20 protein-coding genes and 1 tRNA gene are annotated in these 21,263 nt (G+C 68.4%); 11 read left to right on the top strand and 10 right to left on the bottom strand.

The window, feature by feature from the left end; translation table 11 throughout:
- Positions 1–17: 17 nt before the first annotated feature.
- A complete protein-coding gene (locus tag ACEN2M_RS14040; RefSeq protein ID WP_441648759.1) occupies positions 18–491 on the bottom strand; it encodes a PTS sugar transporter subunit IIA in 474 nt (157 codons plus the stop codon).
- Positions 488–721, bottom strand: a complete 234-nt coding sequence (locus ACEN2M_RS14045) for a glucose PTS transporter subunit EIIB (protein WP_441648760.1) — start codon at positions 719–721, stop codon at positions 488–490. The genes ACEN2M_RS14040 and ACEN2M_RS14045 overlap by 4 nt, the downstream gene beginning before the upstream one ends.
- 242 nt (positions 722–963) lie before the next feature.
- Between ACEN2M_RS14045 and ACEN2M_RS14050 the strand changes: the two genes are divergently transcribed.
- From ACEN2M_RS14050 to ACEN2M_RS14080, 7 genes are all read left to right on the top strand, one after another.
- Positions 964–1,710 carry a GntR family transcriptional regulator gene (locus tag ACEN2M_RS14050; protein ID WP_441648761.1) on the top strand — a complete coding sequence of 249 codons (747 nt, stop codon included), beginning with the start codon at positions 964–966 and terminating at the stop codon, positions 1,708–1,710.
- Positions 1,711–1,843: 133 nt separating this feature from the next.
- Positions 1,844–3,085 (top strand): PTS transporter subunit EIIC, encoded by a 1,242-nt coding sequence (locus ACEN2M_RS14055; protein WP_441648762.1) that lies wholly within the window; start codon positions 1,844–1,846, stop codon positions 3,083–3,085.
- Between the two features lie 110 nt (positions 3,086–3,195).
- Positions 3,196–3,981 (top strand): glucosamine-6-phosphate deaminase, encoded by a 786-nt coding sequence (locus tag ACEN2M_RS14060; RefSeq protein ID WP_441648763.1) that lies wholly within the window; start codon positions 3,196–3,198, stop codon positions 3,979–3,981.
- 42 nt (positions 3,982–4,023) lie between these two features.
- Positions 4,024–4,818: an AzlC family ABC transporter permease gene (locus tag ACEN2M_RS14065; protein ID WP_441648799.1), complete on the top strand. Its 795-nt coding sequence runs from the start codon at positions 4,024–4,026 to the stop codon at positions 4,816–4,818.
- A complete protein-coding gene (locus tag ACEN2M_RS14070) occupies positions 4,815–5,126 on the top strand; it encodes an AzlD domain-containing protein (protein WP_441648764.1) in 312 nt (103 codons plus the stop codon). Before ACEN2M_RS14065 ends, ACEN2M_RS14070 begins: the two co-directional genes overlap by 4 nt.
- A 255-nt stretch (positions 5,127–5,381) precedes the next feature.
- Positions 5,382–5,591 (top strand): RNA polymerase sigma factor, encoded by a 210-nt coding sequence (locus ACEN2M_RS14075; RefSeq protein ID WP_441648765.1) that lies wholly within the window; start codon positions 5,382–5,384, stop codon positions 5,589–5,591.
- A gap of 325 nt (positions 5,592–5,916) precedes the next feature.
- Positions 5,917–7,152, top strand: a complete 1,236-nt coding sequence (locus ACEN2M_RS14080; protein ID WP_441648766.1) for an NAD(P)/FAD-dependent oxidoreductase — start codon at positions 5,917–5,919, stop codon at positions 7,150–7,152.
- 99 nt (positions 7,153–7,251) lie between these two features.
- On the opposite strand, the gene ACEN2M_RS14085 is transcribed toward ACEN2M_RS14080, so the two are convergent.
- Positions 7,252–8,895 (bottom strand): DUF222 domain-containing protein, encoded by a 1,644-nt coding sequence (locus tag ACEN2M_RS14085; protein WP_441648767.1) that lies wholly within the window; start codon positions 8,893–8,895, stop codon positions 7,252–7,254.
- Positions 8,896–9,030: 135 nt separating this feature from the next.
- Between ACEN2M_RS14085 and ACEN2M_RS14090 the strand changes: the two genes are divergently transcribed.
- Entirely contained in the window at positions 9,031–9,417 is a 387-nt protein-coding gene (locus ACEN2M_RS14090; protein ID WP_441648768.1) for a VOC family protein, read from the top strand.
- A 56-nt stretch (positions 9,418–9,473) separates the two neighbouring features.
- Here ACEN2M_RS14090 and ACEN2M_RS14095 read toward each other — a convergent pair whose 3' ends face one another.
- Positions 9,474–9,926, bottom strand: coding sequence for an SRPBCC domain-containing protein (locus ACEN2M_RS14095; protein WP_441648769.1), 453 nt, complete (start codon positions 9,924–9,926; stop codon positions 9,474–9,476).
- 197 nt (positions 9,927–10,123) lie between these two features.
- The gene (locus ACEN2M_RS14100; RefSeq protein WP_441648770.1) at positions 10,124–11,047 is read right to left on the bottom strand and encodes a ketopantoate reductase family protein; all 924 of its coding nucleotides are present in this window, start codon (positions 11,045–11,047) and stop codon (positions 10,124–10,126) included.
- A gap of 83 nt (positions 11,048–11,130) precedes the next feature.
- Here ACEN2M_RS14100 and ACEN2M_RS14105 point away from each other — a divergent pair, with 83 nt between their 5' ends.
- On the top strand, positions 11,131–11,679 hold the full coding sequence (locus ACEN2M_RS14105; protein WP_441648771.1) for a TetR/AcrR family transcriptional regulator: 549 nt from the start codon (positions 11,131–11,133) through the stop codon (positions 11,677–11,679).
- A 93-nt stretch (positions 11,680–11,772) separates the two neighbouring features.
- Here ACEN2M_RS14105 and ACEN2M_RS14110 read toward each other — a convergent pair.
- Positions 11,773–11,862 (bottom strand) — tRNA-Ser (locus tag ACEN2M_RS14110).
- Between the two features lie 76 nt (positions 11,863–11,938).
- Here ACEN2M_RS14110 and ACEN2M_RS14115 point away from each other — a divergent pair.
- Together ACEN2M_RS14115 and radA are read left to right on the top strand one after the other, a co-directional pair.
- Complete coding sequence (locus tag ACEN2M_RS14115; RefSeq protein ID WP_441648772.1) at positions 11,939–12,721, top strand: SGNH/GDSL hydrolase family protein; 783 nt, start codon at positions 11,939–11,941, stop codon at positions 12,719–12,721.
- A gap of 32 nt (positions 12,722–12,753) precedes the next feature.
- Positions 12,754–14,118 (top strand): DNA repair protein RadA, encoded by a 1,365-nt coding sequence (gene radA / locus ACEN2M_RS14120; protein ID WP_441648773.1) that lies wholly within the window; start codon positions 12,754–12,756, stop codon positions 14,116–14,118.
- Positions 14,119–14,128: 10 nt separating this feature from the next.
- Here radA and ACEN2M_RS14125 read toward each other — a convergent pair whose 3' ends face one another.
- The 4 genes from ACEN2M_RS14125 to ACEN2M_RS14140 all read right to left on the bottom strand — a co-directional run bounded on the left by ACEN2M_RS14125 (position 14,129) and on the right by ACEN2M_RS14140 (position 21,114).
- Positions 14,129–14,548 (bottom strand): SseB family protein, encoded by a 420-nt coding sequence (locus ACEN2M_RS14125; protein ID WP_441648774.1) that lies wholly within the window; start codon positions 14,546–14,548, stop codon positions 14,129–14,131.
- Positions 14,549–14,620: 72 nt separating this feature from the next.
- The gene (locus tag ACEN2M_RS14130; protein ID WP_441648775.1) at positions 14,621–15,262 is read right to left on the bottom strand and encodes a hypothetical protein; all 642 of its coding nucleotides are present in this window, start codon (positions 15,260–15,262) and stop codon (positions 14,621–14,623) included.
- Between the two features lie 53 nt (positions 15,263–15,315).
- Positions 15,316–17,799, bottom strand: a complete 2,484-nt coding sequence (locus tag ACEN2M_RS14135; protein ID WP_441648776.1) for a bifunctional metallophosphatase/5'-nucleotidase — start codon at positions 17,797–17,799, stop codon at positions 15,316–15,318.
- A gap of 270 nt (positions 17,800–18,069) precedes the next feature.
- Positions 18,070–21,114, bottom strand: coding sequence for an ExeM/NucH family extracellular endonuclease (locus ACEN2M_RS14140; protein WP_441648777.1), 3,045 nt, complete (start codon positions 21,112–21,114; stop codon positions 18,070–18,072).
- Positions 21,115–21,263: the final 149 nt, after the last annotated feature.

Genomic DNA, 21,263 nt, shown 5'->3' on the forward strand with positions numbered 1-21,263 from the left:
CCAAGGTAGGGAACGGATCAGCGATTGACGGTGAGGAAGGCGTCTCCGGCCAGAACGGCGGCACCGGCGGCCACCTTGTCGGCCAGGGTGATGTCGGTTGCCTTCCGCTCCAGGACGATGACGGGCACGATCGGCTCCCGGCCGGCCGCGACGATGGCGGGAACGTCGTAGCTGACGATCACATCGCCGGCGGTGACGGTGTCGCCCTGCTGGGCGCGCAGGGTGAACCCCTCGCCCTTCAGCTGCACGGTGTCGATGCCGAGGTGCACCAGCACGCCGACCCCGCTCGGGGCGACGATCACGTAAGCGTGCGGGAAGACTTTGAGCAATTTGCCGCTGATCGGCGCGATGGCGTCGACGACGGCGTGGGGCGGGTCGATGGCAGCGCCCGGTCCCACGATCGCCTGGGCGAAGGTGGGGTCAGGCACCTCAGTGAGGTCGGCGGCGCGGCCCGGTACCGGGGCGAGCACAACGAGGTCGGGCAGGGTCACCGCAGGTCCTCGATGTCGTCGGCGAGGTTCTCGGCCTCGGGGCCGACGATGACCTGCACGATGGTGCCGGACCTGAAAACGCCGTGCGCGCCGGCGGCCTTGAGCGCCGCCTCGTTGACCAGCGCGGGGTCGGTCACCTCGGTGCGCAGCCGGGTGATGCACGCCTCGATGTCGACGACGTTGTCGCTGCCGCCGAGGCCGGCCAGGATCTGCTCTGCCTTGCTACTCATTAGTTACTCCTCGGTTCTTGATTACGTTGTGGGGTTGAGCGGTCGGGAAGGAGGCTCTCGTCGGCGAGAAGCCCATGCGGGCCAGCCCTTGACAAACGGACCACCGCACCCTCATTATCGAGTAATTGGACCGTACCAGTACGGACCACAAAGCGGAAGTGGTCCGGTTGGTTGCCAGCTAGATCACAGAAACCTCATTCGGTCCGCACCGGATCCCCCCAAACCAGAAAGGTGGCGCAGTCGTGACAGAGCTCGACGACAGCCCGGTCCTCGCCAGCGGTGCCGTGCCCAAACACGTTCAGTTGCGCAAGATCCTGCTCGAACGAGTCGAGACCGACCTGGCGCCGCACGCCGCCATCCCGCCGGAGCGCAAGCTCATGGCCAAGTACGGCGTGAGCCGGTCGACGGTGCGCGAAGCGATCCGCCAGTTGGTGGACGAGGGGGTGCTCTACCGCATCCAGGGCAAGGGCACCTTCGTCACCGGCGAACGCGTGCAGAGCGACCTGCACCTGGCCTCCTTCACCGAAGACATGCGCCGACGCGGCCTGGTGCCGGCCACGATTGTGATGGGCTCGACGCTGATCGAGGCGCCGCTCGAGGTGCGCGCCGCACTGGGCCTGAAGGCCGGGGCCCAGGTGCAGCAGGTGGAACGCCTGCGGCTCGCCGGCGGCACCCCGATGGCCTTCGAACGCGGCTACTACCCCGCCGGCCTGCTGCCTGATCTCGGCCGCCAGGACCTCACCCGTTCGCTCTACGCCACCTTCGCGACCGAATACGGCCTGCGCATCGACCACGCCGAACAGACCGCCTGGGCCGAGCCCGCGGATGCCGCGCTCGCCGAGCCCCTCGGCATCGCCGCCGGCGTACCCCTCCTGGTCTTCCGCCGCACGTCATCGGCGGGGTCCACTCCCGTTGAGCACGTCACCTCCTGGTATCGGGGTGACCGCTACCAGATCCACATGACCCTCGACCTCAACCACGAACTGTAAGTCAGCCTGCCCAGCCCGACCCGGGTGGCCCGCCGAGCTCATCGGCAGCGCCGGCATGCCCTCTTTCAGGCCTTCAGCCGCACGCACCATTCGATCGTCCACAAGACACAACAGAGCACCACAGGAGGAATCCATGTCCAGCACCACCGTAGATGCCGGAACGGGACGAAAAATCCCGGGCCTCGCCCAACTCCAGCGCGTCGGTCGCAGCCTCATGCTGCCGATCGCCGCCCTTCCCGCCGCCGGCCTGCTGCTGCGCCTCGGCCAGCCCGACCTGCTGGGCGCCATTCCAGGCTTCGAGACCGGCGGGGCCGTGATCGCCGCAGCCGGCGGCGCCCTGTTCGACAACCTCGCTCTGCTCTTCGCGCTCGGTGTGGCGATCGGCTACGCCAAGAAGGCCGACGGCTCCACAGCCCTGGCCGCCGTGGTGGGCTACCTCGTCTTCACCAACGTCGGCAAGGCCATGTCCCCCTTCGTGATGGGCCTGCCCGCCAAGGGCGCCGAACAGGTCGTGGTGGACTACAACGTCCTGGGCGGCATTCTCATGGGCGTGGTCGCCGCCATCCTGTGGCAGAAGTTCTACCGCATCAAACTGCCGAACTACCTGGCCTTCTTCGGCGGCCGCCGGTTCGTGCCGATCATCACCGCCGTCGTTGCCCTCATCCTCGGCGTGCTCCTCAGCTTCGCCTACCAGGGCTTCAGCAGCGGACTCACCGCGTTCGGCTCGTTCGTCAGCTCCAATGACGTCTGGGGTGGCTTTCTCTACGGCACCTCGAACCGGCTGCTCATCCCGGTGGGCCTGCACCACATCCTCAACTCGGTGATGTGGTTCGTGCTCGGCGACTACAACGGCGCCACCGGCGACCTGCACCGCTTCTTCGCCGGCGACCCCACCGCCGGCTCGTTCATGACCGGCTTCTTCCCGATCATGATGTTCGCCCTTCCGGCCGGCGCCCTGGCCATCTGGCACGAGGCCAAGCCGTCGCAGAAGAAGATCGTCGGTGGCATCATGCTCTCCGGCGCCCTCACCGCCATGCTCACCGGTGTCACCGAGCCGCTCGAATTCTCGTTCATGTTCGTCGCCTTCCCGCTCTACGCCATCCACGCCGTGCTCACCGGCACGTCGCTCGCCCTGGTCAACTTCCTGGGCATTCGGGACGGCTTCAGCTTCAGCGCCGGCGCTTTCGACTACATCCTCAACTTCGGCCTTGCCGAGAAACCGCTGCTGCTGATCCCCATCGGGCTGGCCTACGCGGCGATCTACTACTTCCTGTTCCGGTTCGTGATCCGCCGCTGGAACCTGAAGACCCCGGGCCGCGGCGACGACGATATCCAGCTGGGCGGCAACGCCGACTCCACCTCGACCACCGTCTAGCTCGACCCGTTTCATCACCCGGCGGTCGGGGGCGCAGCCTCCGACCGCCGGCAGACCGGCACAACCGCACGACACCCGCACCATCCCACTAGTCGCACCTGGAGCATCCCTTGGCTGAAGTAGTCGTCCTCGAGTCCGAGACCGACGCCGGCGTTCTCGCCGCCGCATCGATCAGAAGACTGATCAGCCAGAAACCGGATGCCGTCCTCGGCCTGGCCACCGGCTCAACGCCGATGTCGTTGTACAACGCCCTCGCCGAGTCGTTCCGCTCCGACCCCCTCGACGTTTCCCGGGTGCGTGGCTTCGCGCTCGACGAATACGTGGGTCTGCCCGCCGGCCACCCGGAGAGCTACCGCGCCGTGATCACCCGCGACGCCGTGCAGCCGCTGGGCCTCACCCCCGGCAACATCAGGGTGCCCAACGGCGACCTGGCCACCCTCGAGACCGCCGGCACCGACTACGAGGCGGCCATCCGCGCCGCCGGCGGCGTCGACGTGCAGATCCTCGGCATCGGCCGCACCGGCCACGTCGGCTTCAACGAACCCGGCTCGTCGTTCGCCTCGCTCACCCGGGTGAAGACGCTCACCGAGAAGACCCGCGCCGACAACGCCCGATTCTTCCTGTCGCCCGACGATGTACCCATCCACTGCCTCACCCAGGGCCTGGGCACCATCCGCCGCGCCCGCCACCTGATCCTGCTGGCCTTCGGCGAGGAGAAGGCCGAAGCCATCGCGGGCGCCGTGGAGGGACCGGTTTCCTCGAGCAGCCCGGGCTCCGTCATCCAGCTGCACCCGAACGTCACCGTGCTCATCGACGAGGCCGCGGCCTCGCGTCTGACCAACCTGGATTACTACCGCTACGCCTACGCGAACAAGCCGGCCTGGCAGGTCATCTAACCCGCGTGACGATTGCCGTTGGGAGCTCCCGCTTCGGCGCGGATGCGCCCCACGGCTCTCCGGCGGCCCTCCGCTAGAGTCGCCTACGTGTCCACCCCGCTGCGCCAGTCCCCCGGAGCCCGGGTCGGCCTGTCGATCGCCGTGGCCACCGGGCTCTACGGCATCTCCTTCGGCGCCCTCTCCGTCGCCTCCGGGCTGGATGTCTGGCAGACCCAGGCGCTGAGCCTGTTGCTGTTCTCCGGCGGGTCGCAGTTCGCGTTCATCGGTGTGATCGCCGGCGGGGGCACCCCGGTTGCCGCCGCGAGCGCCGCGGCCCTGCTGGGCATCCGCAATGCGGTCTATGGCATGCAGATGAATGTGCTGCTTCACCCCACCGGCTGGCGACGCCCGGCCGCGGCCCACGTCACCATCGACGAGTCCCTGGCCACCAGCACCGGGCAGACCGACCCCGTCGAGCAGACGCGCGGCTTCTGGGTGGCCGGCGTGGGCATCTTCGTGCTCTGGAACCTGTTCACCCTGGTGGGCGCGCTGGCCGGGGACGCCCTGGGCGACCCCAAGCAATGGGGCCTGGACGGTGCAGCTGTCGCCGCGTTCCTGGCCCTGCTCTGGCCGCGGCTGCGCTCACGGGAGGCCGCCGCCATCGCCGTGGTCTCCGCCCTGGCCACGATCCTCGCCGTGCCGTTCGTGCCCCCTGGCGTGCCCATCTTGGTGGCGGCCGTTGTCGCCGCCGCCATCGGCTGGTTCGGGTACCGGTCCGGCTCCGAGGGCGAGGGCCTGGAACCCGACATCGATCCATACCCGCGGTCCGACGGTTCCGACCGGACGGCCGCCTCATGACGCTGTGGTTCTGGATCATCGTCGCCTGCGTCGTGGGATTCCTCACGAAGCTCGTGGGTTACCTCGTGCCCAGGAAGTGGCTGGAGAATCCGCGAGTGGCCCGGGTGGCCGGCACCCTCACCATCGGGCTACTGGCCTCCCTCACGCTGGCCAACACCGTGGCGACCGGCCAGCAGCTGGTGCTCGACTCCAGGCTGGGAGCGCTTGTGGCAGCCGCCGTGGCCCTGTGGCTGAAGGCGCCGTTCCTTGTCGTGGTCATCGTGGGCGCTGCGGCGGCCGCCGGGTTGCGGCTGCTCGGCCTGCCCTAGGCTGCGGGTGCACCGACTCCCCTGGTCGCGCACCCGAACGGATGTGCTAGTGTTGGCAGTTGCGCGTCGATCTTTATCACGATCCGACCCCTCCGCTGCCCCAATCCATGGCCGGAGCCGCACACCGTTCGAACGGCTAGTACCCGTTTGCACACCTCGATCGGGATTTACGGTCGACCACCCACGCTGTTCGAAATACGGCGCACGCAATGCTGCGCGCCGCCTTCACACGTCATAACGAAAAGTTCACCTCGCATGTTCACTCCTACACTCAACCTCGACAACGCCACGGAAGCCATCGACACGCTGGCGCCCGAACACCAACAGGCCATTCACCTCGCCTACTACGCCGGCTTCAGCAACAAGCAGGTCGCCGACCTGCTCGGCGTCACCCCCGCCATCGCGGACAGCCGGCTCAGCGAGGGCCTCACCCACCTGCGCGAGGCCCTGCGCGTCGCCGCCTGAGACAGGCCGAGTCGACCTCCTGCGGCATTTTCGCACTGCTCGCTCAGCCTTCACCAAGTCTCGACGGACTCGGCCAGCGGACAGGGGCGCCCATCGGGGCGGCGGGGCAACCGCTGCGCCACGCACGCCTCCGCCGGCCGGGCCGGTGAAGCGATCCACAAGGAGCGAGGCGGTCCTCGGGCCGTTGTCGTCGATGCGGACGAGCACCGCACCGTGATGGCTACGCTGCTCGACCGGGCGATGCGGCCCGCGGGCGTCCCTGACGCCACGCTCTGCCTGGAGCCTCTGACTGGCGGTCACGACTCAGCGCGTCTATGGTCACCGTATGCAGCGGGAGACGGATGACCTGACGCCCAATAAGGCAGCAACGACCTGGCACCGGGTGCTGGTCATCGGAGGCGGCAACGCTGGGCTGTCGGTGGCGGGCAGGCTCCGCCGACAGGGCGTCAACGACGTTGCGGTGGTGGAACCTCGCAAACAGCACCAGTATCAGCCGCTGTTTTCGCACGTGGCCGGCGGCACGGCGCGTTCCCGACTGGCAATCCGGCCGCAGGCGTCGGTGATGCCCCGCGGCGTCGCCTGGATCAGGGACCGCGTCGTGGACGTTCGGCCGGATTCCGATAGTGTGCTGCTGGCGTCCGGGCGGGAACTCGGCTACGAGCACCTCGTAGTGTGCCCGGGAATCCAGAAGGACTGGGACCGGGTGCCCGGCCTGCCCGAAGCGATGGCATCGCCGTCGGGAGCATCCAACTATGAGTTCGGGCTGGCGACCAAGGCATCGCGGCTGCTGCGTGACCTGAAGCGTGGAACCGTCATCTTCACCCAACCAGCCGGACCGGCCAGCTGTGCCGGCGCCGCACAGAAGCCGATGTACCTCGCCTGCGACTACTGGCGGGCGATCGGGGTCCTCGACGACATCAGGGTGGTCCTGGTGGTGCCCGACCCGACCATTTTCGGAATGTCGCTGATCGATCAGGAACTCGACCGGAAGATCGCGGAATACGGCGTCGAGCTCAGGAGCGGCTCCGAACTCGTCGCGGTGGATGCCGCCGCCCGCACCGCGGTCATCGGCAGGCCTGATGGCCACCGGGAAAGCCTGACCTATGACGTCCTGCATGCCGTCCCGCCGCAATCGGCTCCAGACTGGGTGAAGCAGACGTTACTGCCGGCCACCGGCGACCCGGGCGGCTTCGTCGAGGTCGACCCAGAGACTCTGCGTCATCCCCGGTTCCCGAACGTGTGGGCGCTGGGTGACGCCGCGGCCACCCGCAACTCGAAGTCGGGCGGCGCCCTGCGCAAGCAGACCCTCGTGCTGGCCACGAACCTGAGCCAGGTGTTGGCGGGCAAACCTGTAGCCACGAGGTACGACGGCTACTCGGTGTGTCCGTTCACCGTCTCGCGGTCCACCGTGGTCTTCGCCGAGTTCGACGAGCACTATCAGCCGAAGCCGACGATTCCGTTCTGGCCGGGCCTGGCCCGCGAACGCCGGCTGGCTTGGGTCTTCGACCGGCACATCCTGCCGTGGGTGTACTGGCACCTGATCCTGAAGGGCAGGGCCTAGGTCAGAGCCGGCGCGGAGCGGTGCGCCGGCGCACCCCGAGAATTGGCCCCTACCGTGGAGAGGGTGGCAACGTCGTCAGCGGTGGCACGGCTGCGGGACTCAGTCAGCGCGGCGAGCTCGAGCGACTCCCGCACGCTCGGCTCCCTCGCCACGTGCTGGCTGCCGTTCTTCGGCCACGGCACTCTTGCCGCGCAGCTCGATGAGGGTTTGGCCGGGGTCGACGGACGCCGGTGGCCGCAGCCAGTAGCGGCCGCGGTTCTCGAAGATTTGCCAGCCCTGGTTGTGCAGCAACCGATGGTGCGCGTTGCAGAGCAGAAGACCCATTCGGATATCGGTCGCCCCGCGGTCGCGCACCCACTCTTCCAGGTGGTGCGCCTCGGTGCGGGATGGTGGCTTATCGCAATCTCCCCACCGGCAACCTCCGTCGCGTGCGGCCAGGACAACACGCTGCGCCTGGGTGAACACCCGTTCTTCCCGGCCCAGATTCAGCGGCTGGCCGCCATCGTCGAAGGTTACCTCGACGGTGCCGGATGTGCAGATCAACCGGTCGACGGTCTCGCGGCACACCGGGGCCGGGCTGCCCTCGATGAAACCGTGTCCAGTGCCGTCCGGGATCGGCACCAGAATGTCGGTCGGCGCGGGTTCCGGTGCGGCAGAAGCGGCGCCGGCACCGGGCGCGGGCGCGGAAATCAACACTCGGACGGCGGGGGTGCGGCCACCGAGCATCCGGCTCGGGTTCACCTCGGTGCCGGCTTTGAGCAGGTCGATGAACGTGTCGGCGGCAATTTGCTCGGTGCTGCGCGGGTCGTCCTGCACGGCCTTGGCCCACGCGGCCCGGTCCGGGTCGACGAAGCGCACTCCGCCGCGGCGAGGGCCGGTGAGGCTGTCGTAGGTTGACAGGATGAACTCGCCCTGCTCCGGCGGGAACAACCCGTGCAGGTGCACCTGGCCGGTGCCGGTTGTCCAGATCCGCAGGTAGCGGTCGTCCCAGGCCTTCTTTTCTCGCGTGGCGATGCCGGCCTCATCGAGGCCGTCGCGCATCCGCCGGGAGCGCTTGAGGAGCCGGTCCACGTTCATGGTGCGGGCCTCATCGAGGAGGGTGTTCACCGCCTCGGCGAGCACCGTGCCGGTGACGACGGAGTCGACATCGCCCAGGCCGGTGCGGATCGCATGGGCCGCATCCACAGACAGCGTCCCGGTAGTCACGGCTTGGGAGATCGGCCAATACCAGGGCAGCTCCACGGGCTCGTCGACGCGGCCGGGCTCGTCGATCGGGCCCCGTGAAGTGTCGGAGTCGTTCTGATCGTCGCCCTCCTCGAGCAGCCGCAGTGCGGCGTCAGCTTCCGCGTCGGCCTTCGAAGCCTCGGCGGCCTCGGCGTCGGCGAGCATCTGGCCCACGTCGACGAGCTTGAGAGCATCTCTGCGAGTCGACCCGGTCATGTTCTGGATCAGCTCGTCCGGAGACGTGAATCCCTGCCGCGCGGCCAGGCCCTTCTGGCCCAACTCCGGCCGGGACCGGTGTGCGAGCGCCTTCGCCATCCATACCGACCGGGTCTCCACGAGGCCACGGAGCCTGGCGAGATCGCGTTGGCCGGCGAGCAGCTCGGCATCCGTCAAGGCGTCGTAGTCGGTGCTACAGGCCCCCAGCCCCTCCACAGCCTGCACCGCGGCGGTCAGGGACACAGCAGGCCCGTCGCCCGTAGGCGAAACGGCGGGCCCGGAAGTATCTGCGAGGGTTGACATGCAGTGAGAGTAACCCGATATCGAAGCTTTGTGTGAGCAAATGTCACTGTGTGGATAACTTTTCTGAACCCGCACGCGCCCCTGACCGAGCGGCTCGGCTCGTCTTCGAGCGCGCCCCCGGTTATCTTCGGCTCTATGACTCGTCGCGAGCTGTTCCCCATCATCAATGTCGACGCGATCGGGCCTGTTCAGCGCTTCTACGAAGCTGTCTTCCAGGCCACCACCGAATACGTGTTTCCCAACACCGGGGATCCCGTCTATGTCACGCTCCGGGTCGGTGATTCCTCAGTCGCGCTGGGGCTGGGCACCGGTCCGGCGATGTACGGAGAAATCCCGCTGCCGGCATCCGGCCACGGCGTCGACCTCTGCATCTATGTGGCCGACCTCGAGGAGGCCGTGGCCGCCGCGCCGGGCGCCGGGGGCGCCGTCGTCGTGGCCCCCACTGACACACCCTGGGGTGAACGCGTCGCCTACCTCCGTGACCCGCAAGGCATCATGGTTCTCGTGATCCAGGGCGACTGACCGTGCACCACACCGCGACCTGCCTCGAGCCAGGGCTGCTCGCTCCTGCCCGAGGATCAGCCTTCGAGCAGGGTCACGAGCTCGTCGAGTTCGACGTCCCAGCCCTCTCGGTTCTGCTCAAGACGGTCGCGACGGTAGAGGGTGCCGCCGGGGAGGGTCTCGAAACCCGACTCGATCACCGTGACATCCGTCCCGGTTCCCGCATCGGCGAGGGAGAAGCGCACGTGCGTCGAGTACTCGTCGAGCTTTTCGGCGGGGATTCCCGACCAACGGAAGCCGAACGAGTCGCCGGGCACGACCTCGGTGATTTCGATCGGGAAGCTGCCGTAGTCATCCCACTCGATGCTACCGGTGGCACCTGGCTCGAGCGCGGTGAACCGCACAACGTCTCCGAACCACTTGACCATGACCTCGGGGTCGCTCAGCGCCTCCCAAACGCTCGCGCGCGAGGCCTCGACGTGCACGGTGCGGGTCACGGTGTGGCCCTTGATTCTTGCGTGGTCAGACACGGTGTTTCCTTCACGTTCGAGCTGAGCGCGACGGGAGATTGACCGCCGAGCGGCACGTGAACTGGTTCTGCAAACGCGCCTCAATGAGCGTACCCATGATTGCGAACCAGTTCACGGGCGAGAGGTGTGAACCCGCCAAACGGATGCGGCGCAATCGGCGGAGTTGTTCTGCTTCGACCGTCAGGCGTGAATCGGGCTCACCGCTCGAGACGCGGGGTAGGAATACCGAGCCGTCGCGCTTCGCGCAGCGTGTCGTCGGTCACGGCGCGTTCTTCCGGGGTGTACGGATCGGTGTGCGCGGCGAGACTTCGCCGAGCGATCGGGATCAGCCGCGACGCCCATGCGAGCGCAACGGCCACGAGAAGGGGCCGCCGAAACGGCAGGAGTGCGCCGCCGTGGCGGCGGAGATCGACGCCTCGAGCCTCGAGAACGGGAAGCAGCTCGCGAGCCGTCAGGAATGCCTCGCGCAGCGCTCGTCGGTCTCCGATCATGTTCGCGAGCGATCCGCTCCGCATCGCCTGTGTGAACATGCCCGCGTCTGCGATGAAGTGGATCCACAGCCACCCTCGCATGTCCGTCTCCTGCCGCACGGCGAGACCTACCTCCCGGAAGACGGACATCACCTCCTGCTCGCGAACGCTGGGCGAGACATCAGTAGTGCCGATGACGACGGAAGGCAGCAGCGCGCCCCACAGCACGCCGTCCTCAAGAAAACCGCCGCCCGCCTGCGGGAACCCGAACACCACCCGATCGGCCGGAAGCGGCGAGATTGCGGCGAGCGGCTCTTCCCAGACGTTGCCGAATACCAGCACCGTCGCAGCGCCCAGTCGGGGAGCGAGAAACGCGGCCGCCTCCGCAAGACGGTGGTGCCCGACGCTGAGCACAATGAGGTCGAAACCGTCGCCAGGTTCAATGGATTCCCGCAACGGAGTCCGGAACGACTCACGCACCCGACGGCCGAACGGCTTGCGGCGCCCGTCAACCCAATCCAGCCGCACCTCGTCCCCGTACTCTGCAGCGCGACCCGGGCGCACGTAGAACTCCACCTCGTGACCGGCGGCGTGCAGCACGCCTCCGTAGATCGTGGCGATCACTCCGCGACCAAACATCAGAATGCGCATGACCTGCCCGTTCGATAAGATGGAGCCTGTCTCCACATATGAGAATATGGAGATAACCTCCGTTTGTCAAGGAAGGGTCCCACGTGGCTGGAGAACGAGCACTGCGAGCCGATGCCCGCCGCAACCGGGACGCGATCGTGGCCGCCGCGCGGGACGTGTTTGCTCGAGACGAGCAGCTGCGCTTTGATGATTTCGCGGCGCGCGCCGGCGTGGGGGTGGGGACGCTCTACCGACATTTCCCCACACGAGAGGCATTGGCTGCCGCCGTCTATCAGGGCGAAGTGGCCTCACTCTGCGACCAGGCCCACGACCCGACGCGGAGCGCCGGCGAGAACCTCGATACCTTTCTGCGCGGGTTCGTCGAGTACGTGCTGGCCCACACGGGCCTGGCGCGCACGCTCAGAGCAGTCCCGGACCCGGCAGTGCTTGCCGAGGGCGGAATTCAACTCGAGCGGACCGTCGCCGAGCTTCTGACCCGTGCTGCCGTCGAGGGGGCCATCCGTAGCGACGTGGTCGTGGGAGCGGTGATGGTCGTGCTGCACGGCATCAGTTCCGCCCACGACCGCCCACTCTGGGCATCAGAATCGCGGGAAGCGATGGAGCTACTGCTCGCGGGGCTCAGGACACTCTGACTTCTCCGGCCGACACCCGTGCGCGGAGGTCTCAACGCAGACAAGAAAACCCCCTGATTCCCTCGGAAAAGAGGGAAGCAGGGGGTGTATCTGTGGCGGTACCGGTGGGATTTGAACCCACGGTGGAGTCTCCCCCACACAACTTTTCGAGAGTTGCACCTTCGGCCGCTCGGACACGGTACCGAGAGCGATTGTAGTTGAGAGAGGGGGTCCGGCGCGAATCCGGGAAACTGTCAGAGGCCGGATGTACGCTCTCGACGTGACAAACGACAGCTCCACTGCCCGCACTCTTGCCCTCACCGCCGGCTTCGTGGCCACCACCGCCGGGATCGGCGCCGCCGGCGCGGTCGCCTACCGGCGCTTCCGTCGAACGTTGGCCGCCAACGCCGCGGAGCTCAACGAGACTCTGCCGATCAATTCGCTGTGGTGGCGCACGCATGCCAAGGAGAAGGGCGACCTGCTCTACGTCGCCATCGGCGACAGCGCCGCGCAGGGCATCGGTGCCAGCGCGCCCAACCGTGGCTACGTCGGCATCCTGGCCGACCACATCCGGCTGGCGACCGGCCAGACCCTGCGGGTGATCAACCTCAGCGTCTCCGGCGCCACCGTGGACCTGGCCGTGCGCGACCAGCTGCCGCGCTTCGCCAAGCTGCAGCCCGACTTCGTCACTGTGGCCATCGGCGCCAACGACATCGCCCAGTGGGATCCGGCCCGGTTCGAATCCGGCATCCGCACCGTGTTCGCGGCGCTGCCGCCGCACGCCCTCGTGGCTGACCTGCCCTGCTTCCATCTGCCGCACAACGAACGCAAGGTGGCCGTGGCCAACCAGATCGTGCGCGACGTGGCCGCCGAGCACGGCCTCACCGTGGTGCCGCTGCACGCGACCACCAAGCGGGAAGGTTGGCGCAGCGTGTTCAGCCAGGTCGCCAACGATATGTTCCATCCCAACGACCGTGGCTACCGCATCTGGGCCGAGGCGTTCCTGCCCGAGCTCAGCGCCGTCGTGGCGCACCGGCTGCCCCAGGACGCCCTGGTCGAATGAGCGGTGTCGGCGGTCGCAGCTAGGCTCGCAGCATGGCTAAACCCGTCTCCAACTTTCGCTGTACCGAGTGTGGCTGGACCACGCTGAAATGGGCGGGCCGCTGCGGTGAGTGTCAGCAGTGGGGCACCGTCGTCGAAACCGCCGAGAAGACGGGTATCAGCCGGTCGGTCGCTCCCACGTTCGTGAGCGGGCCCGGCATCGCCCGGCCGATCACCCACGTGGACACCACCGCGGTGGCGCACTGGCCGACGGGCATCAACGAGTTCGACCGGGTCCTGGGCGGCGGCATCGTGCCCGGCTCGGTCATCCTGCTCAGCGGCGAGCCGGGGGTGGGCAAGTCCACCCTGCTGCTCGAGGTGGCGTCCAAGGCGGCCGTGGCCAAGTCGCGGGTGCTCTACGTGAGCGCCGAGGAGTCGGTGGCGCAGGTGCGCCTGCGCGCCGAACGTACGGGGGCGCTGCAGCCCGAGCTGTATATCGCCGCCGAAACCGACCTGGCCACCATCCTCGGTCAGATCGACGCGGTCAAACCCGACCTGGTGATCATCGACTCGGTGCAGACCGTGTCCAGCTCGCTCAACGACGGCCAGGCCGGCCAGCCCGGCCAGGTGCGCGAGGTGGCATCCACGCTCATCCGGCTCGCCAAAGACCGCAACCTGCCCGTGCTGCTGGTGGGGCACGTCACCAAGGACGGCACCATCGCGGGCCCCCGGCTGCTCGAGCACCTGGTGGATGTGGTCTGCCAGTTCGAGGGCGACCGGCACACCGCCCTGCGGTTCGTTCGTGCCCTGAAGAACCGATTCGGCTCCACCGACGAAGTGGGATGTTTCGAAATGACCGGTGACGGCATCAGCGAGGTGGCGGACCCCAGCGGGCTTTTCCTCAGCCGCGGCACCACTGCAGTGTCCGGCACCTGCGTGACGGTGTCGATGGAGGGGCGCCGCGCCCTGCCGGTGGAGGTGCAGGCCCTGGTGATCGACACCGCGATGCCCAACCCCCGCCGGGTGACCAACGGCGTGGACGGCTCCAGGGTGGCGATGCTGCTCGCGGTGCTGGAGAAGCGGGTGGGGTACCAGCTGTCGAAGAAGGATGTCTACGTGTCGACGGTGGGCGGTGTGCGGCTGGTCGAGCCCGCGGCGGACCTCGCCATCGCCATCGCTGTCGCGTCGGCGCTCATGGACGAGCCGATCGCCCACAACGTCGTGGCGTTCGGGGAGATCAGCCTGGCCGGGGAGATCCGTCCGGTGTCCGCAGCGAAGCAGCGCGCCGCCGAGGCCGCCCGGATGGGGTTCACCACGCCCATCGACGCGTCCAGCGGCACCGTGCACACGGCCGTGACCCGGGCCCTGGGAACGGGGATCTCCCGGCGCGACGCCGAACTGGACGACGCCTTCAGGTAAAGAACGCGGCCTACGGAGTCGGTTCGTCGCCGGCCGCGGACTCGCTGATCGGGCCCAGGGCGCGCAGCAGGTCGGCCGGCGCCGCCTGCATCACGGCCGGGCCGGCGACATCGAAGAAGACCATCTCGAGGGTGTTCTTGTGCACGGTGAGAAAGTCGCTGAGCCACTGGCCGTCGCAAATCATCACCTGAGGGTTGACCTCGTCGGGAATCATGCGGGCGTAGTTCTCGCCGGACGAGAACAGCAGCAGGGTGCGTTTGTCGGAGCCCTCCCGGCCGAAGACCCGCACCTGCGCGGCGGTGCCGTCGACCACGAGTTGGGGCACTATCACCACGTCGTTGCGGAGCGCGTACGCCACCGCGGCCACGTCCTGCTTGGCCAGGGCGGTGGCGAGGGCATCTGAACGGAGTTCCTGAGTCGCGTCTGTCACGTGTTCCATTCAATCATCCGGCGTCCGCGGGCACCCACTCGAGACCTCAGCCTTGAGCGAACGGCAGTTGGGCTAGTTGAGCAGGAACTGCGCGGGGGCGGCCGACTCGACGCCGTCGACACTCACCGAGAGGTAGTACGACGCACCCTCGGCGGGAACGGGCTCTCGTTCCGTGATCTCGCAGGTCTCCGGGCTGGAACGACTGCGGTCCCACGTGAGCGGCGTCTTGGTGGTCACCGGTTCACCGGGCTGCAGGGTGACCGCGGCGTCGGCCGGCTCGGTCTGGCAGTCGGTGGAGGTCCAGTAGACGTCGGCGCCGCTGGTGATCGTGAAGACCTGGGTGGACGTTCCGGCGTTGAGATCGCAAGCGGTGGTGCCGGTGTTGGTCACGCTCAGCGACAGCTCGGGTTCGTCGCCCGGGTCGTAGGAGCCCCGGTCGGTGATGGCCTCGACCTGCACGTTCGCCGGGTCGCAGGCCGATCCCGCGGCGACTTCCGTGGCGGCCGGGTCGGCGGGTGCGGCCGGGGCTGCCGGGTTGGCCGCTGAGGCCGTGGGCGCCGGGGTTGCCGTCGATGCCGGGTCGCCGCCGCCGGGTCGCACGACGATCAGGATGATGATCAGGAGAACGGCGAGCACACCGAGGCCGACCACCAAACGGCGGCGCCGGTAGACGGTGCTGGCCTGGGGGCCGACGGGGTGCTTGTTCGTCGACATGGTCCCAGGCTAGCGAGGTCTACCGGCGCCGCCGGTAATGCCTAGCGTGTCGGTTACGATTCCATCGAAACCCGGCGACGACGCATCAGGACCGCACCGAGCAGCAGCATCAGCGTGCCGCCGACCAGCCACGGGGTGGTGTCAACGCCGGTGTCGGCTAGGCCGGTCGCGGTGGTCGCGGCGGCGCTGACGGTGATCTCGGTCCAGCCGATCACAGCGCCGGCGGCGTCCTGCACGATGATGCGGTGCGTGCCGGCGGTGAGGTTGGTCGGGAGCACGGCGGTGGCGGTGCCCGCGGCGCTGACCTGCTGCCAGCCGCCGAGGTTCACCGGGGTGGAGCGCACCCAGATGGAGACGTACTCACCGGCGAACGTGGTGCCGACCCGCACGGTGATCTTGTCGCCGGGGGCGACAGTGGAGTCGGTGACCGTGATCTTGTTCTTCAGGTCGGCCGTGAGCGCGGACTCTGCCGCTGCCGTGGGAGCCTCGCTCGGAACGGACGGTCCGGATTCGACCGGCGGCGTGGTCGGCTCCGGAGTCGGAACCGGGGTCGGAACCGTCGCGGGGACCGTGACCGTCAGCGGAACACGCACGACGGTGCCGGATTCCTTGGCGGTCAGCGTGATCTCGCTGCTGGCCTTGGCATCGGCGGGCACCGTGACGGTGACTGCCGCGGCGCCGGTGGCGTCGACGGATGCCGCAGCGAAGGCTGCTGTGCTGTCACCCCAGGTGACGGCGAGCTGAGTGTTCTTCGGCGCCCCGGTGGAGGTGAGGTTGAGCTGCGACACGGCGAAGCTCACGGTGTCGCCGGGCTTGACGGCGGCGGTCGGAACGCCGGTCACGGCCGCCTGACGGGCCGCGAACGACGGCGACAGCGGGCTGTTGCCCTCGATGTAGGAGATCCAGGCGTCCCGGTCGACGAGACCGGAGTCGCGCGTGCCGGTGCCTTCGGTGAAGATGCGGAAGTTGTCGCCGCCGGTGAGGAGGAAGTTGAACGAGCCGATGGTGTAATTGGCGGCCGGGTCGATGGGCTCGCCGTCGATCCAGATGCCGGTGATCCGGTCACTCTCAGCACGGGTCGCGTCGAACGTGTAGTTCACGTTGTCGGAGATTCCCAGCTGCAGGTACGGGCGGCTGGGCACTGCGCCCTTGCTGTCGCGCTGCCACTGCTGTTCCAGGGCGATCTTGAACTGCGCTCCGGTGAGGGTGGTCGTCCACAGGTTGTTCACGAACGGCAGCACGGCGTTGGCCTCTGCGACGCTCACGTCGGAGTCCGGGCTGGTCAGGAGCTCGGCGCGCATGCCGCCGGGGTTGACGATGCCGATGTCAGCGCCGCCCTTGGCCGGGTCGGAAAGGGATTCGCGGAGCGCGTTGGCGACCAACGTGCCCATCGTCGACGGGGCGGCCCGGTCCTCGACCACGGGAGTTGCCCCACCGATGGAGGCGCGGGTGATGGGTGCGGTGATGGAACCGACCTTGACGTTGCCGGTGAGGGCAGCCTGGGCGAGGGCGGCGTCCGTGATGGTCTTCACCTCGGCGACCCGCGGGAACGCAGCGACCAGGTCGGCGTCTGCGGTGGCGCTGCGCTTGACGTTCTGGTTCGTGACCGTCGTGGTGGCCTTGGTGGTGGTGTCGTAGCTGAGCACGACCTGGCCGATGTTCTCACCGTAGTTGCCGGTCTGCAGAACCGGGCGGGTCACGCCCGTCGCAGCGCCCGGCACCTGGGCGTTCCAGGCGTACAGCTTGTGGGTGTGGCCGGTGAAGATGGCGTCCACAGAAGCAGAGGTCTTGGTGACGATCTTGGCGAAGGCGCTGTCGGTGAGGGCCAGCTCCTGCTCGAGGGTGGCGTTCTCCACGGTGCCGGCGCCGGCACCCTCGTGGTATTCGGCGATGATGACGTCGGCCTCACCGTTTTCGGGGTTCCCGTCGGTGAGCTGGCCGGCAACCCGGTTCACGGCGTCCACGGGGTCACCGAAGCTCAGGGTGGAGATTCCGTTGGGCGAGACCAGGGTGGGGGTCTCCTCGGTCACGGTGCCGATGACGGCCACGGTCACGCCCTGCACGACCTGCAGGCTGTACTCCTTCAGGGCAGGAGTCTCGGTGCCGGCCTTGTAGACGTTGGCACCGAGGTAGTCGAACTTGGCCTGCTCGGCGACCCGCCCGGTGAGGTCGGACAGTCCCTGGTCGAACTCGTGGTTACCGACCGCTGACGCGGACAGCCCGAGGGCGTTGAGCACGTCGAGGGTGGGCTTGTCCTGCTGCGAGGCCGACGCGTACAGCGAGGCGCCGATGTTGTCCCCGTCGGAGAGGAACAGCGTGCTGTCCGGGTGCTGGGCGCGCAGGGTTTCCACGGTTCCAGCGAACTTCACGGTGTTCGCGTCGATCCGCCCGTGGAAATCGTTGATGTTCAGCAGGTTGAGCTGCACGGCAGCCGGGGCCGCGAGGGCCGGGACGGCGACGACGGGAGCGCCCACCAGGCACACCCCCATCACTGCGGCGAAGGCCAGCCGGAGCGGGCGGGACGGATTGAGCGACATTGTTCTCCTCGAAAAGTCGTACGGTGCGGTGACGGGGATGCGGATGAAGGGTGCGTGGTGCCGCGCGCGAGCGCGACGGCACCTGACAATCTGTGCTGTGGGGGCAGCCTATTGACGCTGGATGTCCAGCGGGTTACGGCGGGGAAACATGCTCGGATGAGCAGAAATGTGCCGCTGAGGCCAACATCTGAGCGTTCGGGAGCGGACATCCCCGAAGGGGTGTCCGCCACCGCGGGCCGGGCGCCGCAGGTCTCGGCGCCCGGCTGCGGGTCAGGCTGCCGTCGCGTTGGACCGGCGGCGGCGGGCGAGAAGCCCGCCGAGCAGCAACAACAGGCCCGCCCCGGCCAGCAGCGACGTCGTCTCGACACCGGTGTTGGCGAGGTTCGCCGCCGCGCCGGCGGAGGCGACGATGGTGATCTCGGTCCAGCCGATCACGGCGCCTGCGGCGTCCTGCAGGATGATCCGGTGCGTGCCAACGGCCAGGTCCTTCGGCAGTGTCGTGGTCACAGCGCCCGCGGCGTTGGCCTGCAGCCAACCGCCGAGGTTGACCGGGGTGGAGCGCACCCAGACCGACACGAACTCGCCGGCGTGCGTGGCGCCGGCCGTGACGGTGATCGCCGACCCCGCCGTGTAGCGCGCCGCGTCAGTGCTGATCCGGTCGCGGAGAGCCTCGGTGAGGGCGCTCTCCGGGGCCGACGTCGGGGCGGCGGCCGGAGCCTGGCCCGTCGGTGCGGTGGGCGGGGTCGTCGGTGCGGTCGGCGGTGTCGTCGGCACCGGGGTCGGCTCCGTCGTGGGCGTGGCCAGGTTCAGGCCCAGGATCGCCGGGTCGTGGTCGGAGGAGCGGTACGGGTCTGCGACGTAGAAGTCGGTGACGTTGTTGTTGTACCGGCTGTATTCCAGGGCCACTGACTCGACCGAGTTGATGTTCCAGACATCCACATCGGTCACGACGGCGTCCGCCGCGGCAGAGGCGAACACGTGGTCGAGGGAACCGACCGACCCGCCGAACGCGTAGGTGTACTCGCCGCTCTTGGCTTCCTGGTTCAGGTAGCCGGCGTCGGTGATCACCTTGATCGGGTCTTCCTGGTCGTAGGCGTTGAAGTCACCGGTGAGGAACACCCGGTCGATGCCCGTCTGCTCCGACATGCTGTCGGCGAAGGCGACCAGCGCGGTGGCCTGGTTGACCCGGGAAGCGTTCGATGCGCCCTGGCCGTCGCCCATGTCGGCGTCCACGCCGGTGCCCGACCCCTTCGACTTGAAGTGGTTGACGATGGTGAGGAACGTGCTGCCGGAGTCGCCGACCAGCTGGAACGCCTGGGCGAGCGGCTGACGGGCGTTGCTGAATGCGGCAGAGCCGGTGAGGATCGTCGAGCCGCCCACGGTTTCCACGGCCGCCTTCTGGTAGATGAAGGCGGTGCGGATGACGTCTTCGTTGGCCGGCAGCACGGTCGGGGACGGCACGAAAGCCCAGGCATCCTGGCCGAGGTCGGCGTTCAAGGCGGCAACCAGGGTGGCCAGCGCGGTGTCGCGGTCGACGCCGAACACTGCCGAGTTCTCGATCTCTTCGAGGGAGATGACCTGGGCGTCGAGGGCGTTGATGGCCGCAACGATCTTGGCCTGCTGACGCTTGAAGTTCGCCTGGTCGGCGGCGCCGCGGGCGTCGCAGCCACCGCTCACGGTGGTTTTGGCGCCGGCACGGTCCGTGTAGTACTGGCAGCCGGTGAGGGTGTCTCCGGTGGTGGAGAAGTAGTTCAACACGTTGAACGTGCCCAGCCGGATGTCACCACCCACGTCTTCGGGTGCCGCCGTGCGGGTGTTCGCGAAGGTGGCCGGCTGCACGGTGGCGGCGTTGGCGGGCACCAGGGCGGTTGTCGGCTGCAGCTTCCAGGCGCTGTTGCGGTAGTCCAGCACCATCGGCTTCGTGAACGAGACGGGGGCGCCGATCCGCACCGGGGCGGTGGTCGAGAGGTACGGAACCGGCTTGCCCTGGTTGGACGCGTTCAGGTAGTTGGTGCTGGCGCCGTCGTCGAGGGTGATCGCCCGCGCCGCGTTGGCGGCGATGGCGGCCGTGTACCCGGTGCTGCCGGGCCGGTCGGTGACCGTGGGGTTCACCAGCGGCGTTGTGCCGGCGGCGAGGCCGATCTCGGCGTACTGGTTGGTGGTGTAGTTGTTCGTCACCGTGTAGTCGCCGGCGGGGGCGACGAGCATGCCCTCGAGCCGTTCGCGGTCGGCGTCCGTGGCGGGCAGCCGCAGGGTGGCCGGGACCGGAGCGGTGATGCCGGCACCGTCGAGGGCGACGATGTCGGCGAGGGTGTTGATGGTCAGCTGGGTCAGCCCGTAATACTCGCTCACGGCGCCTGTGACGCTCACGTAGTCGCCGATCGCGACATCGGAGGTGAGGGTCTTGGTGTACACGAAGATGCCGTGGGACGCCGGGCCGGTGGTGCTGCCGGTGCCGGGGGTCTGCAGGTAGAAGCCCGCGAACCCGCCGGAGGGATAGGCGGCCGTGACGACGCCGACGGTGTTCACGGTGGTGCCGGCCAACGGGCTGGCATCCGCGGTGCCCTGGATGGCGCTGATGGCGGTGACCCCGGTGGGCGGGGTGCTGGTCGGCACGGGTTCCGGGGTCTCGGTGGGCACCGGCGTTGGCGTTCCACCGGTCGGTCCGGCGGTGTTGGTGGGCGTGATGGTGGCCGACAGGCTGATGTCGGCGGCGTTGTTGTCGGTGTCGGCGGCATTGCTGCGGTTGAACGACTTGACGTCGGCGTTGCCGGTCGGCGCTGTCGCGACGGCGCCTTCGAAGGTGAGGGAGGCGCCGTAGCCGAGCAGGTCGATCACCGCGGGGTTGGCCGCGGAGTCGCCGGCCTCGAGGGTGAGCGCCGAGGTGGAGTTGGCCAGGATCAGGGTGCCGGTGGTGCCGCTCGGGTTCAGCGTTGAGGTCTGGTCGGGGGTGGGGAGCGCCGCTCCGTTGGCGCCGTTGGAGCCGCCGGAGACGAGGTAGTACCCCTTGGCCGGGATCGTGCCGGTGAGGGCGACGAAGCTCGGCTTGTCCGCCACGGTTCCGGTGGCCTTGCGATACTGCAGCGACCAGGAGGACAGGTCGATGGCGGCGTTCGTGGGGTTGTACAGCTCGACGAACTTGTTAGTGAACGCGGCCCCGGCGCTGCCGCCGCTGAGGTAGGCCTCGTTGATCACGACACCGGTGCCGGCGGTGTTGGCCTGGGCGGGGAACGCCACGACCGGGGCGACGGCGAGGCACGCTCCGATCAGTGAAGCGAGGGCCAGCCGGAGCGGGCGGGGTGGGGCGAGCGACATGGAGTCTCCTGGGTGGGTGCGATGAACTTCTCTGGCGGAACAGGGTGCAGGGCAGGGCAGGCGGAGGGTGGTGACATGTGGAGCACGGGTTTCGGGCACGCCGAACGTGCGAGTGGGCGCGCCATGATTGTGCGGGAGCGGGGTGACGC

The sequence above is a fragment of the Cryobacterium sp. W22_MBD10_FK3 genome (genome assembly GCF_052113745.1).
Lineage (GTDB): Bacteria > Actinomycetota > Actinomycetes > Actinomycetales > Microbacteriaceae > Cryobacterium.